Below are 14,703 nucleotides of genomic sequence, written 5' to 3'. Positions count from 1 at the left end.
ACCGGTCATCCCACCATGGAACTCATCCGCATCGAGAATCTGTATAAGACCTACTTCCTGGGCGAGGTCGACGTGCCCGTGCTCAAGGGGGTCTCGCTCGTCATCAAGCAAGGCGAGATGGTCGCGCTGATGGGGGCCTCGGGGTCCGGCAAATCGACCTTGATGAACATCCTCGGTCTGCTCGACCGCCCCACGTCGGGGCACTACTGGCTGGGGGGCCAAGAGGTCTCGCAGCTTTCGTCCGACAAGCGGGCCCAGGTCCGAAATCGCAACGTCGGGTTCGTCTTTCAGAGCTTCAACCTGCTGGCCCGAACCAGCGCCCTCGAAAACGTGCGGATGCCCTTGACCTACTCGGTCCATTCGATGTCGAACCGCCATGAGCGCGAGCGGGCCATCGAGCTGCTGGGCGAGGTTGGTCTCGGCGACCGGCACGATCACGAACCCTCGCAGCTCTCCGGCGGGCAGCAGCAGCGCGTGGCCATTTCGCGGTCGCTGGTGAATCACCCGCCGATCCTGCTGGCCGACGAGCCCACCGGCAACCTGGACTCCAAAACGAGCGTCGAAATCCTCGAAATGTTCCGGCGGCTCAATCGGGAGCAGGGAATCACCGTGATCCTCGTTACTCACGATATGAACGTTGCCCGGCATGCCGATCGGATCATCTTCATTAAGGACGGATTGATCGCCCATCAGCCGGCAGCGGCGGGTCACGAATTGGCCGAAGATGTCCCCAGCGGCAATGGTTCGGCAAATGGCAACGGCGCCGCTCACGGTAATGGGGCCGCGGGACATGGCCCTGAAGTGGGCAATGGTCATCCGGTGTACGCGGCTGAACTGGCAGCCGCGCCTGCCGCGGCGACGGTGGGGGGGTATGAACCCGCGCCGCATTTGGCCGCGCCATCACAGCCGAGCACGGCCGTCTTGGCGGAACCCGTGGCGGAACTGGCTTTAGCCTCACCGGTCGTTCGGCGATCCGTTCTGCCGAAAACCGGCGGCGCGGTTCGGCTGGTGCCGCGAACGCTCACTACGGCGTTGATCGCCTTGTGGCGAAGCATTTTTCGCTCCGCGCTGACGGCGCTCGGGATCATCATCGGAATCACGATCGTGATCGCGGTGGTCGAGATCGGCCAAGGTTCGGCGGCGGCGATGAAGCAATCGATGGCCAGCATGGGGGCCAACTTGCTGCTGATCATGCCGGGCACCGCCACGAGCGGCGGCGTCAGCTTTGGCGGCGGCAGCGGCATGACGCTTACGCCCCAAGACTCCGACGCGATCGAACGCGAATGCCCCGCCGTCTCGGCAGTGGCCCCGGTGGTTCGTGCCCGTTGCCAGGTCGTCTACGGCAACCACAACTGGGTGCCGATGAACATCAACGGCAGCACAGGGGAGTTCCTCAAAATCCGCGACTGGGAAAACCTGGCCCAAGGAGCGACGTTCACCGATCGCGACGTCCGCAACAGCGCCGCGGTCTGTCTGCTTGGCCAAACGGTGGTGAAGAACTTGTTCGGCGATGAATCGCCGGTCGGCAAGGACGTGCGGATGCAGAACGTCACATTCCGCGTGGTCGGCGTGCTCAGTCGCAAGGGGGCCAACACGTTCGGCATGGACCAGGATGACTTTGTGCTCGCCCCCTGGACGACGATCAAATACCGTGTCAGCGGCTCGTCGCTCGGCAATGTGAATCAAAGCGCCTCGGCCGCGCAAGCGAATTCCGGTTCGACGTCGACGGCCGTCAACAGCCTCAATCAGCTCTATCCGAGCGGGGCCACGGCGCTGTATCCGGCCATGTCCGCCACGGAGACCGCCGACACGCCGCAGCCGATCCGCTTCGCCAACGTCGATCAGGTCATGGCTCAGGCCCGGTCGCCCGAGGAGATTCCGACGGCCATCGATCAGATTACGGCCCTGCTGCACGAGCGGCATCGGATCAAGTCGACTGATCCCGACGACTTCAGCATCCGCGACATGACCGAGGTGAGCAACACGCTGATGCAGCTCACCACGACGATGACGATCTTTTTGTTGGTCGTCGCGACGGGATCGCTGATCGTCGGAGGAGTGGGAATCATGAATATCATGCTCGTGTCCGTGACCGAGCGGACCCGTGAGATCGGCCTGCGGATGGCGGTTGGCGCTCGGCCGCGCGACATTCTCTGGCAGTTCATCACCGAGGCAGTCATCATCTGCTTGTTCGGCGGGGCGGTCGGCATCGCGCTGGCTCGGGTGTTTTCGCTCTTGGCGCACCGATTCGGGCACCTGCCGACGGAATTCTGGCTACCCGTGAACATCGCCGCGGTCGCGGTCTCGTTCACCGTCGGCCTGGTGTTCGGCTTCTATCCGGCCTGGAAAGCCTCGCGACTCGATCCGATCGAGGCCCTGCGATACGAGTAGCGGCGGCCTAATCCCACCACCACTGCCCCGGCGACAAGTTCTTCATTTCAACCTTGTCGCGGGCCTGGCTCACTTTGCCGCCGTCGTCCGGCAGCAAATTCGAGGTCGAAATCGCCTCGTGTGGGCTGATGTGTACCCCGCCGCCGATTGGCGTCATCAAGTGCGAGCCGCGCCAGACGGCATTGACGGCCGTTTCCACTTGCTTCGGGGCGTTCTCCGTCTTGACCGGCATCGTGGCTTCGTTGCCGAAGCCCTCCATTCGCCATTCGGCCTTGCTGAAAAAGTCGCGCTGCTGCATGAAGGCTGCCACGACCGACAAGTCGATCAGATTTCGCAACTGGGCATAGATCGGTAGCGCGGCGGAAAGCTGAGGGTACTTCTTCGTGAACTCATCGGCAAATGCCTTGGCCGCCGGATTCCCCCGGCCCGAGGTCTGCTGGCGCTCGCCGTTGGCCCCGACCAATTCATCCGCGCCGACCAGCTTGACCCCTTCCCCCACGAGCTGCATCGCCAAGTCGTCGTCGCTGACCCGCACGCATTGATAATCCGGCACGAAGTACCACCGCTCGAGCGCGTTGCGGCTGACCATGTTCGGGTTGGCTCGATCGACGTAGCTCTTGAGACTGATCGGCGGCCGTTCCAGGCCGATGCCGATCAGCTTCATTCGATAATCGGCCTCGACCAGCACGTGAGCGAAGTGCGTGTCCGAAGGGACGCCGTTGACGGTCACGTTTTGCAGACCCAGGGTCTCTTTCATCCCGGCCACGAACCGCTCGGTGTCGGGCCCGGAGCCGTTCGGCGGCGCGCGGTGAATGTAGTCCTGCAGCCGCGCCAAGCCCTCTTTCGTCGGATCGATCGAGCAACCGATCAGCGGCGTGGCGCGGCCTCCCGGCGGAAACAAACGCAAGGCGACGATCAAGTCTTGCAGCTCGATGACGGGCCGGCCCGTTTGGATGCCAACGACGCGGTCCGTCAGATCGCGGCCCCAGCCCTCAGCGGGTCCGGCAAGGACGATGTCTTTCGAGTCGGGATAGCAAAAGACGTATTGCACGCGGGTGAGCCCCGCCAGAAACATCATCTCCTCGGTTGGCCGTTTGCCGGCCGCGATCTGATTCTTAACCGCTTCTTCCAGCCGATTGATTGAGACCTTACGGAGCTTGCTCGGCGTGGCGACCTTGGAATCGAGCGCCCCGCGAGCCTGCTCTCGTCGCAGCTTGCTCAATTGCCCCGTCGGATCGGCTTTGACGTTCATCTTCAGCACGCCGTTGGCATCCACGGAGACACCGGCGACCAGCGGCGCTTGGTTGATGATCTGCGCTGGCGAGCGGCTGGCCAACGGCAGCCACGCGGTCAGCAAGCCGGCAACGGCCAGGGCCAGAATTCGGCGATTGTTCCGAGGCGTGACACGCATGATTCACTGACTCCTGCATCAAAGGTGAGAAATCTGCTCCGGCTTTTCTTCGCGGCCACCGCCTCGAATTGGCGCATGGGCGACGCCACGGGGCAGCCGATTGCCAGCCCTTCCTTCATTGATGGTAATTTGCCCGGCGTCGTAAAGCAACAAAACCGAGGCCGAAATCCAGCGGATTCGGAACGGCATCCGCCGCGGCGGGGCGTTCCGCGGCGCGTTCACTCGCCGCGTCGGGCGTCGACGTTCACCGGTTTCTTCTGGCTGGCGTACCAGCTTTTCCAGGCCGCCTGATTGTACTGGAAATCCGCGTTCGTCAACGCGTCGAGCGCCTTGAGAACTTCCGGGTTCTGCAACCAGACCTTGATCTCCTTCTGGGTGCCGCCGTTGATGGACAGGCCGCCGATACTACCGCCCGGCCCGCTGCCGAACGTCGTGGACATCTGGCCCGGCGGGCCGTTGCCCTCGACGGTCTTGTGTCGAGTTTGCAGGGCGTCGATGAGCGCGAGGACGGCTGACTTGTCGCCAAGCTTTCCCAGACAGTACGCCGCTCGATTCACCCGCGTGTTGTCCGAGCTGCGGAGTGCCCCAATATAGATTGATGTGAGTTCGGGATGTTTCGTTGCCGCTAGGAGGTCGAGCGCGGACCACCGCACCTCTTCGTCCGGATCGTCGAGCGTGAGACTGACCGCGGTTTTGAGCGCGCCGGTAGTGCCAAGATGGATGAGCGATTCGATCAGGTAGATTTTGATCTTCTGCACCGGTTCGTTCTTGAGCATCAGCGAGATCGCCGGGATCGCGGTCGGATCGGTCGTGGCGAGCAGCTTTTCGTGAAGCTCGTCAGCGTCCAGGCGTGCCCGCCAGCGCTTGAGTGTCGCGAACCAATCGCGCTGGGCCGCGTCTTCCTTTCGCCTCTGTTCATCGATTTCGACCTGTTGCGGCAATTCCCATTTCCCCTTGTAGAGCACGTAGCCGCGCTCCTTCATCAAATCGTCGCGACGAATCCAGTGCCCGTCGATCATCGAATAGCCGAGCACGGCCCGAGCCTGTTTGTGACCGGCGTCCAAGGCGATGACGCGCTCGAGATGAACTTGCCGCTGCTTCGAGAGCGAATGATCGCGGCACCATTCGGCCAATTGCCATTGCCCTTCAACCGTGTCGGGATAGGTCGGCCGAATCTTTTCGTATTCCAATTCGGCTGCGCTTTGCGGAATGATCTGCCTGATCTGCTTCTTTTCGAGCGTGATCTCCCCGCCTGCCAGGGTGCGGATCACGGTCTTGTCTTTCGGAGTGTCGGGCGAGTTGACGGCCTCCCCTTGGATTTGGCCGTCGCTGGTGAGCACGAAGATGTCGGCCCGCGCCGCGCGAGCATCGATGAGAATCGAGCCGCTTGCCGCGAGTGCCGCGCCGGCGATGAGGGCTGCGAAGATTCGTTTCATCGAACTCTCTCCGGCCCCGGGTATTGTTCCGCGACAGGTGCTCGTTTACGATCGTGCCTGCGGCGCTCCAGGTTAAACGACCGCCGTATTCATAGTATAAGTTCGCCAATCGCTGACGGGCAATCAACCATTCCGCGGTTTGTCGGCAAGTCCATGAGCCAATCCACACAAGAACATCGGGCCGAGGCGCCGAGGCGCGTCCGCTGCGCCGTGATTACCGTGAGCGACACGCGGACGCTTGCCACTGACAGGGGGGGATTGCTGATTGCCGAACTGCTCGCCGCGGCCGGCCACGACGTCGCCGCCCGCGAGATCATTCCCGACGAGCCGGCAACGATGCGAGCGCTGCTGGCGAAGCTCGGCGGGCAGGCGGACCTGGATGCCATTCTGATGACCGGGGGCACGGGGATCGGCAGCCGCGACCAAACCTTCGAGACCGTCAGCGGCCTGCTATCCAAGATTCTCCCCGGCTACGGCGAATTATTCCGCATGCTCAGTTTCGAGCAGGTCGGCGCCGCGGCGATGCTCAGCCGGGCGATCGGCGGCCTGATGGCCGGCAAAATCCTGCTCACCATGCCCGGCTCCCCGGCGGCCGTCCAACTCGCTATGGAAAAGCTGATTCTCCCGGAACTCGGCCATCTTGTCCGCGAAGCCCGGAAATGAAGAAAGCAGTTTCTATGAGGAGACCAGGAAGGCAGGAGGAAGAGGGAGTTGGAATGGCCGGAAATGAACGGGAATGTACGCGAATTATGAGTGGAGTCGAGTACCTCGCCAACGAATCGATCTCACCATATCTCAATTTGCGTTTATTCCCATTCATTTCCGGCTCCTACTCCTGTCTTCCTGGCCTCCTCATAAAAAACCTTCGTTCTTTCGATCTTCCCGTTCCTAACTGACCTGGAGCGGTTATCGCGATCGGGCTATTCTATTCCGCCCAGCTTGCCGGAATTGGCTTTGGGGCGAGTCCGTTCCTTGGAACGTGGCCGACGCTGCCAGCGTCGGCGCGGACGCTGACCAGCGTTCGACATAAGTCCGCGTCGAAAACCCACGGAGAGGTTCATGCGAAGGCTGTTCATATTGCTGCTCTTGGCCGGCGCCGGCGGGAGTTGGTTCTTCTTCCAGAAATACCGGATCGACGGGATCGATCGGGTGTCGCTCAAGCCGCGCGGCACGGTCGCCGATTCGACGGCGTTCGAGAATACGGTAGCCGACGCCGCGTCCCCCCCGCAACGACCAACGCAGACGATCCGCATCGCTTCGTTCGACGTTCAGAAGTTTGACGCTGCGAAGCTCGGCCGGCCGGAGGTCATGAAAACCGTGCTCGACGTGGTCCGTCGTTTCGATGTGATCGCCATCCAGGGCATCTCCACTCCGCGCGACGATCTGATGGCGGTGGTGATCGAGCAGCTCAACTACAACGGCCGGCACTTCGACTATGTCATTGGTCCGCGATCGGGGGGCGATGCCGCGCCCGAGCAGCTTGCCTTCATCTTAGACGCCGCCAGTGTCGAGGTGGATCGAAGCACGATGTACACGGTCGATGATCCCGCGCGGCTGTTGCGCCGCGATCCGCTGGTGGCGACGTTCCGCGTCCGCGGTCCGGAGCCAAAAGACGCATTCACCTTCGCGCTGGTCAATGTACACGTCGACGCTCAGCGGGCCAGCAGCGAACTCGATGCTCTTGCGGACGTCTATCGCGCGGTCCGCAACAACGGCCTCGGCGAGGACGACATTATTCTCTTGGGCAATCTCGGCGCCGACGATCGGCGGCTCGGCCTGCTGGGCCAACTGCCGAACATGACCTCGGCGCTCACCGCGGCCCCCACGAACACGCGGGGCACGAAAATGGTTGACAACATCCTCTTCAATCGCGAGGCCACGATCGAATTCACCGGCCGAGCGGGGGTGCTCGATCTGATGCATGAGTGCAGTCTCACCATGCCCCAAGCCCTGCAAGTCTCCGACCATCTGCCGATCTGGGCTGAGTTTAGTATCTACGAGGGCGGGCAGCCCGGACGCCTGGCGACTCGGCCCGAATCGCGGTAGCGATGCCGTTTGAAACCTTTGCCCGCGACTCGTCCTTCGGACATTCGCCTCGCCGCGGCGCATCTTCGACATCGTTTTGCGACTCGTCGTGCGACAAGGGTCATTATTAACCCAGCCCGATTGTGTTAGAATGAAATGATCCTATTAGCGGTATTATTCATTTGGTTTTCGTGCGGTGACTGCAAATGTCGAATGTTGCTCTTTTCGTCGTGCGCTCGATCTTTGTCTTGGTGGCGGTCAGCTTGGGCGTTGTGCTAATTAATTCCAAGGTGTTGCCCGAGCAGCCGATTTGGATCCCCTGGTTGGTGATCGTGGGCTGTATCCTCTTGGCGGGGCTGGTGATAGCCGCCGATGCGCTCTTGCCGCGAAAGCAGCTCGATACGATCTCGGCAGTTTACTTTGGCCTGATCGTTGGCCTATTTCTCACCTATGTGCTGCGGCTGGCGCTCAATCCGCTCCTGGCCACGATTCCGAGCAAGGAGATCGTCGACCTGATCTTCCTCTCGATGGGGACCGTGCTCTGTTACACCTGCATCAGCCTTCTGATTCAGACCAAGAACGACTTCCGCTTTATCATCCCCTACGTCGAGTTCGCCAAGGAGGTAAAAGGGCGGGCGCCATACGTGCTCGACACCAGCGTGGTGATCGACGGCCGGATCGCCGACGTCGTCGAGACCGATCTGATCGACAATGAACTCATCATGCCCCAATTCGTCATCAGCGAGCTGCAAAACATCGCCGACAGCGGCGACAAGCTCCGCCGTAGCCGCGGCCGCCGCGGGCTGGATGTGCTCAATCGCCTCCGGTCAAACAAGCGCGTCGAGCTGACGATCTTCGACCGCGAATTGCCCGAGTTCAGCGGCCAGGCGGTCGATCTGAAGCTGGTCCTGTTGGCCAAACATCTGAATGGCCGCGTGGTCACGAACGACTACAATCTCAACAAAGTGGCCAAGCTCCACGGCGTCGGCGTGGTGAATCTCAACGATTTGGCCAACGCGCTCAAGCCGGTTTTCTTGCCCGGCGAATTGGTCGAGGTCAAGATCGTCAAGCCGGGGGAATCGGTCGGGCAAGGGGTGGGCTACTTGGACGACGGCACGATGATCGTCGTCGAAGGGGGCCGCGAGCACATCAACCGCAGCGTGCGGATCGCTGTCACGAGCGTCCTGCAAACCAGCGCCGGCCGGATGGTCTTCGGCCGCTGCGACGGCCCGGCGAAAGCGTGAGGAGCGGGGCTCGGGGCTCGGAAGTCTGGCTCGGAAACGTCCGCTTGCGGCTTAGCCGCCGATTGCCGTCGTCGTAACTCTGGTAACATTCATTCGCTATCTCATCCTGTTGGCAAATACTCGCACGGCGATCCTGACCGGCGCACAAGGATGATGGCGCCGAAGGCGGATCGGTTTTTGAGGATTGAGAGTGCCAAGGCGTGAAGGGTTTCAAAGGGAGATCGCGATAGGCCGTGAAGCATGAATGCCCCTTCGAATCCTTACGCCTCGCCCACTTCAACCGATCGGCCGGTGAATGCCGAGCCATCGATCGCGATGAATCCCGGCTCGCTCGCGCGCGTTGCGTTCGGGCTGCGGCTGGTCGTGTTCGGCCTCGTCGCAATGATTGTTGGGGACACGGTGTTCGTGGTGTCGGCGGCGTCCGATATTTGGAAGAATGCGGATTTCAGATTCGAGATTTTTGTTTTGACCGCGCTGCTCCTGCTTGTTGGCAGGCTAATCAAATTGGTGGGAGTCATGGCGTGTCTTGCCACGCCCGAAGAAGTCCGAACCAAATGGCCGCTACGAATCGCAGTGGCGGCCGCGGCCATCGCGTTGGCGCTAGAGATCCTCGTATCACTCAATTCCGTATTCTTGCGTCTGCTGATTATTCACGAGTGGGCACCACGACTCGGGCTCGCCCGGTACCTAGCTGCATCGGCCGGGGCGCTAGCATTCATCGTTTACAACCAACGGTTGTCGCTCTACGTTCGGCGCCGCGCATTGATTGTTTGGTCATCGAGGCTCCTGGCGTTTTGCGCCGTCTGCGTCGCCATAAGCGGATTCAGTTTCTGGCAGAGGGAACCGTTGTTCGGAAAGCCAAAGTTCGACCTCGCCACCGATACGACCGGTATTCGCGTTGAGCTGATCCTCTGGTTGACGTTCGAGCTGGTCCAAGCAGTTTTCATCCACCGCTTACGCAAGGCCGTATTGGCCAAAGAATCGCGACTCGAGCGCTTGGCCGACCGCGGCTAACGAAGAGCAACGCTCTCGTCACCCCGCTTGCGACCTCCCACTCTTCACTTCGCCGCAATAGGCAAGAGCTTGATATTGCGGAACGCCACTTGCCCGTGGTCCCCTTGCAGGGCAAGGTAGCCCGTGTCAGCCTTGGCGAAGTTCGGCATGCTCGCGAATTTGCTTTTGGCCACGCGGGCTTTGAAATCGTCGCTCCCCAGCACGTATTCGAAATACTTCACCCCGTTGATGTAGTGCTCGCATTTCTCGGGGCTGAGGACAAGCCGGACCTGGTTCCACTGGCCGACCGGTTTGGTCGCATCGAGCGTCTTGCCAGTCGTCGGATCCTTCGGCGGTTTGTAGAGAGCGTAGAGCCAGCCGCAGCGGATCGGGTCGGCGGCCTTCTCGTTGTCTTCAAGCTGAAATTCCGGCCCGGTCGCCCAGACCGCTCCGCCGGCATTGGTCACGTGATACATGATGCCGCTGTTGCCCGCCTCGGAAATGTTGTACTCCAGCCGCAACTCGAACCAGTCGTACTTGCCGTCGGTGCAGATATCGCCGGCGTTGTGCGGATCGATGCAGGCCAGTGTGCCGTCTTTGACCTGCCAGCCGGGAAGAACGTCTTTTCGCTTGAACGTGTGCCAGCCGTCAGTCGTCTTGCCATCGAACAGCAGCTTCCAGCCGGCCGCCTTCTCGCTCTCGCTGAGGGTGTTCGGCGCGGAGGTCTCGTCGGCCGCCCCTGCTTTGGCCGAAGCCTCGTCGGCATGCAGCGCGCGGAGTGAAGGCACAAACAACAAAACGAGCACGGCGGCGGTGCAAAGTCGAGTTCTGAATGACGGCATCGATGTCGCTCCGGAAAGAATTGGTAGTTGGGTTGCCAGATTCCAAGTCGCGAGTATACCCGTTGCGGAGCGCGCTCGCTAGTTTTCCAGCTCTAGGGCGAAAACCGGCGGGCGAAACGGAGAAAAACGGGCGGGTTGACCGGGGGCCCGGCGGGACTTAAAGTGTAGGTTTGCTCGGCGATTAACGGCCGAGCGGTAGATCGGAATGGACAGAAAAGTTCGGCGGTCTCGTCTCGTCAGGACTGTGCTCGCAGGACTGCGGGACCATAAAAAAAGCGGGCCTGTGAAAAAGGGGACAGGCACCTCGCTTTGATCCGCTCTGGCGAGCGATATTCGGAGGGTGCTCGGAGCCAGTCCCCTTTTTCATAGTCCCTGATTCCCGGTGGTCGTTGCATGCTCGCCAAGCGCGTTATTCCCTGTCTGGATGTCGATCGCGGCCGCGTCGTGAAGGGGACGAATTTCCTCAACCTCCGCGACGCGGGCGACCCGGTCGAAGTTGCCGCCCGCTATGAGAGCGAAGGGGCCGATGAACTCGTGTTCCTCGACATCACGGCCAGCCACGAAGGTCGGGCGATCATGCTCGCCGTGGTTCGCCGCACAGCCGAGGTCGTGTTCATGCCGCTCACTGTCGGCGGCGGCATCCGCACCATCGACGATATCCGCGACCTGCTGAACGCCGGGAGCGACAAAGTCTCGATCAATTCGGCCGCCGTCCGCGATCATGAGTTCATCCGCCAAGCGGCCCGGCGGTTCGGCAGCCAGTGCATCGTGGTGAATATCGACCCCAAGCGCGTGCGCAAAGATGGCCGCGAGGTCTGGGAAGTTCACATCAACGGCGGGCGGATCGGCACGGGACTCGAAGCGGTCGCCTGGGCGAAAGAGGTCGAGCAACTCGGGGCGGGCGAGATTGTGCTCACCAGCATGGACGCTGACGGCACGAAGAACGGTTTCGATCTCGAAATCACCGCGGCCGTGAGCCGAGCCGTTTCGATCCCGGTGGTGGCTAGCGGCGGCGCCGGCCGGCCCGAGCATTTCGCCGATGCCATTCTGCTCGGCCACGCCGACGCGGCGCTGGCGGCCGGCATTTTCCATTTCGGCGAATTCACGATCGCACAAGTCAAGCGGCACATGCACGAGCGAGGCATCCCGGTCCGCGGCACGGCTAGCCGAACCGCGGCCTGAGATTTTCAAAGAGAAGAAGGAAGCGGCCCACGTGAACCCCCACAAAGCCAATAACGCGGTCGTCACGGACGAAGTTGAAGATCGATTCCTGATGCAGCGCCAGGAATTGGATATCGACAAGATATTCCGCGCCGTGGTGAAGCTCGAAGGAAGCGACCTGCACCTGAAAGTGGATCGCCCGCCCTATGTGCGGGTGAACGGCTCGCTGCGGCCGATGAACCGCGGGCCGCTGGACAACGCGGAGGCCGTGCGGCTGATCATGCCGATGCTCGACACCCGTCTCCGCAAGCTCTTGGACGAGGATGGTGGCGTCGATTTCGCGCACATCATCGACGTCGACGGCAATGCCTGGCGGTTCCGCGTCAACGTCTTGCAGCAGCAAGGACATTTGGGGTTGGTTGCACGGCGCGTGAATCGCTTCATCCCCGATTTCGCGAAGCTCAATCTGCCGCCGATCATGGAGGAGCTGTGCAAGTTCGATCAGGGGATGGTTTTGCTCTCCGGCGTGACCGGTTCGGGCAAATCGACCACGATCGCCTCGATGCTCAACTGGATCAACGCCCACTATCGCAAGCACATCCTGACGCTCGAAGACCCGATCGAATTCACGTTCACGGAAGACAAATGCCTGATCAACCAGCGCGAGATCGGCATCGACGTGAGGGATTTCGGACTGGGGATGAAGCACGCCGTCCGCGAAGACCCTGATGTGATGGTCGTCGGTGAGATGCGCGATCGCGAAACGTTCTTGACGGCCATCCAGGCGGCCGAGACGGGGCACCTCGTGTTCGGCACGATCCATGCATCGAGCGCCCCCACGACAATCGGCCGCATCCTCGATCTCTTTCCCCAAGAGTTGCACCCGTCGCTGCGCAGCGCGATCGCGTTCAACATGAAGGCGATCGTATCGCAAAAACTCTTGCCGTCGATCAAGCCGGGCGTCGGACGCGTTCCTGCCGTCGAGATCATGACCTTCAGCCCGTCGGTCAAGAAGCTGATTCTCGAAGCCCGCGACGAGAAGCTCTCCGACCTGATCCGGATGTCGAGCAAGGATGGGATGCAGGATTTCACGCTCAGCTTGAAGGACCTGGTCGATCGGGACTTGATCGACCGCGCAGTCGCCCTGGAGGTCGCCCCGAACACCGAGGCCCTCAAAATGGCGCTCAAAGGCATCGACGTTACGCAACCTGGGATTCTTTGATGGCTGGCATCCGCAAGGCGCTCGGCGCCGCGACCGCTCGAGCGACGGCAATTCCGTTTGCGGCGCTCGTGGTGCTGGCCAATGCGCAAACCGCCTGGGCGGATTCGCCGGGCAACTGGCCCAACATGCCAGGGTCGTTTTCTCGCGGGGCGGGGGGCTATCTCAGCCTCCCGAAGATCATCCTCTGCTGGCTGGTGTTTCTGCTGTGGGTCAAGACGACCGATTTTGTCAACCAGGATTGCCAGCGGATGCGATTGAACTACGCGCTCTGGAATCCCGTCGTGTTCTTCAGTTTCGTGGCGGCGTTCTTGCTGCTGTGGATGATTCCGTTGTTCGCGATCGGCTTCTTTCTGCTGATCTTGGCTTATGTCGGGCCGCTGGCCACGTACATCATCGTTCGCAATTCGGCCGTCTCCGCCGAGAAGCGGATCCTGACGCCCGACCATTTGCGGCACCTGTACGAGCATCGGATCAAGCAGTTCGGCGTTAAAGTCGATCCGGCAAAAAAGAAGGCCAAGAAAGAGGGCCCGCCGGTCAATTTCACGGGGCAAGGAGGCAAAACCGATCGCGAGAACACGGCCAATTCCCTCTTGGCCAAGCAATCCCCCGGCTTTCCCGTCGCGCGCGAGCTGATTGCCGACATGATCGAGCATCGGGCCGACGCCGTCATGCTCGACTACACGGAGGCGGCCGTCGGCGTGCGCTATCAGATCGACGGCGTCTGGCACGTCTACGAGCCGCTCGATCGGATCGGCGGCGACCCGATGCTTGCCGTTCTCAAGACGGTCGCCGCGCTCAACGCCAACCAGCGGCAAGCGAAGCAGGAAGGCACGTTTGCCGTCGAGTATCAGGGAACCAAGCGCAATTGCCGGATCGTCAGTCAAGGGGTGCAAACCGGCGAACGCGCCGTGATCCAGTTGACCGACCCCATCGATCGCATGTGGACTTTCGACGAGTTGGGCATGCGCAATAAGGTCGTCGAGCAGCTCGGCGAGGTGCTCGGCCGCCCGAAGGGGTTTGTCCTCTTTTCGGCGTTGCCCGCCGGCGGGCTGACGACCACGCTCGACACTTCGATCCGCTCGCTCGATCGGTTCATGCGCGACGTGGTGGCGGTGGAAGACGCTGCCCGGCGCGAGCACGAGATCCAGAACGTGCAGGTGACCACCTTCGATAGCAAAGCGGGCGAAACGGTAATCACAGCGCTGACTAAGGTAGTTCGCAGCTATCCGAACGTGATCGTGTTGCGAGACATGGCCGACGCCCAAACGGTCGATTTCCTGTGCGACGAGGTCGGCTCGGACCGGCTGGTGATCAGCGGCATTCGCGCCAAAGAGTGCGCCGAGGCGCTCTTGCGGGTGTTGATGCTCAAGGTGCCGGCGGCGACGTTCGCCCCGGCGGTGACCGGGGTCGTCAATCAGCGGATGATCCGCAAGCTGTGCGAGGCCTGCAAGGAGGCCTACGCGCCTGCGCCGGAAGCGCTCGCGCAGCTCGGCATTCCGGCGGGTCGGGTGCCGGAGCTGTATCGTCCGCCTTCGCCGCCCCCCGCCGGCCAGCAGCCTCCGCCGCCATGCCCGGAATGCCTTGGGTTGGGCTACAAGGGACGGACCGCGGTCTTCGAGTTGTTGGTCGTCGACGATGGCGTGCGGCAGGCGCTGAAAACGACGCCGAAGCTCGACGCCGTCCGTGCCGCAGCGCGGAAGGCCGGGATGCGCACGCTGCAAGAGGAAGGCACCGTGTTGGTGGTGAAAGGGACGACGTCGCATGCCGAATTGGCGCGCGTGCTGAAAGGGTAAAAATGCTTAACCAATCCGGCGGGGACTGTCCCCCTTTTGCGCAGTCCGCGGAGCAAAACGGGGACTGTCCCGTTCTCCCGGCCGGATTTGTGAAGCGCACAAAGAGATAATTGCCATGTGGTTTAATCTGGTGCTGCTAGTGATCTTCGCGGCATGCGTGGCGATGACGATGCGCGAAGGATTGT

General features: G+C 61.7%; 11 protein-coding genes. 8 read left to right on the top strand and 3 right to left on the bottom strand.

Going from position 1 to position 14,703, the window contains the following annotated elements; all coding sequences use genetic code 11:
* The first annotated feature begins 15 nt into the window (after positions 1-15).
* On the top strand, positions 16-2,391 hold the full coding sequence (locus tag VGY55_23850) for an ABC transporter permease (protein ID HEV2973021.1): 2,376 nt from the start codon (positions 16-18) through the stop codon (positions 2,389-2,391).
* A 7-nt stretch (positions 2,392-2,398) separates the two neighbouring features.
* Here the strand turns inward: VGY55_23850 and VGY55_23845 are convergent, their stop codons facing one another.
* On the bottom strand, positions 2,399-3,802 hold the full coding sequence (locus VGY55_23845; GenBank protein HEV2973020.1) for a DUF1598 domain-containing protein: 1,404 nt from the start codon (positions 3,800-3,802) through the stop codon (positions 2,399-2,401).
* A 218-nt stretch (positions 3,803-4,020) separates the two neighbouring features.
* Positions 4,021-5,238, bottom strand: coding sequence for a HEAT repeat domain-containing protein (locus tag VGY55_23840; GenBank protein ID HEV2973019.1), 1,218 nt, complete (start codon positions 5,236-5,238; stop codon positions 4,021-4,023).
* Between the two features lie 153 nt (positions 5,239-5,391).
* Between VGY55_23840 and VGY55_23835 the strand changes: the two genes are divergently transcribed.
* From VGY55_23835 to VGY55_23820, 4 genes are all read left to right on the top strand, one after another.
* On the top strand, positions 5,392-5,901 hold the full coding sequence (locus VGY55_23835; protein HEV2973018.1) for a MogA/MoaB family molybdenum cofactor biosynthesis protein: 510 nt from the start codon (positions 5,392-5,394) through the stop codon (positions 5,899-5,901).
* A gap of 396 nt (positions 5,902-6,297) precedes the next feature.
* The gene (locus tag VGY55_23830; protein ID HEV2973017.1) at positions 6,298-7,284 is read left to right on the top strand and encodes an endonuclease/exonuclease/phosphatase; all 987 of its coding nucleotides are present in this window, start codon (positions 6,298-6,300) and stop codon (positions 7,282-7,284) included.
* Positions 7,285-7,469: 185 nt separating this feature from the next.
* A complete protein-coding gene (locus tag VGY55_23825; protein HEV2973016.1) occupies positions 7,470-8,507 on the top strand; it encodes a PIN domain-containing protein in 1,038 nt (345 codons plus the stop codon).
* A 240-nt stretch (positions 8,508-8,747) separates the two neighbouring features.
* Complete coding sequence (locus VGY55_23820; protein HEV2973015.1) at positions 8,748-9,521, top strand: hypothetical protein; 774 nt, start codon at positions 8,748-8,750, stop codon at positions 9,519-9,521.
* A 44-nt stretch (positions 9,522-9,565) separates the two neighbouring features.
* Here VGY55_23820 and VGY55_23815 read toward each other — a convergent pair whose 3' ends face one another.
* On the bottom strand, positions 9,566-10,342 hold the full coding sequence (locus VGY55_23815) for a DUF1080 domain-containing protein (protein ID HEV2973014.1): 777 nt from the start codon (positions 10,340-10,342) through the stop codon (positions 9,566-9,568).
* Between the two features lie 393 nt (positions 10,343-10,735).
* Here VGY55_23815 and hisF point away from each other — a divergent pair, with 393 nt between their 5' ends.
* From hisF to VGY55_23800, 3 genes are all read left to right on the top strand, one after another.
* Positions 10,736-11,524, top strand: coding sequence for an imidazole glycerol phosphate synthase subunit HisF (gene hisF, locus VGY55_23810; GenBank protein ID HEV2973013.1), 789 nt, complete (start codon positions 10,736-10,738; stop codon positions 11,522-11,524).
* Between the two features lie 91 nt (positions 11,525-11,615).
* A complete protein-coding gene (locus tag VGY55_23805) occupies positions 11,616-12,725 on the top strand; it encodes a PilT/PilU family type 4a pilus ATPase (protein HEV2973012.1) in 1,110 nt (369 codons plus the stop codon).
* Complete coding sequence (locus VGY55_23800; GenBank protein HEV2973011.1) at positions 12,725-14,518, top strand: ATPase, T2SS/T4P/T4SS family; 1,794 nt, start codon at positions 12,725-12,727, stop codon at positions 14,516-14,518. The genes VGY55_23805 and VGY55_23800 overlap by 1 nt, the downstream gene beginning before the upstream one ends.
* Positions 14,519-14,703: the final 185 nt, after the last annotated feature.

It is taken from the genome of Pirellulales bacterium, assembly GCA_035939775.1.
Lineage (GTDB): Bacteria > Planctomycetota > Planctomycetia > Pirellulales > DATAWG01 > DASZFO01.
This window is presented reverse-complemented; position numbering and strand designations above follow the sequence as displayed.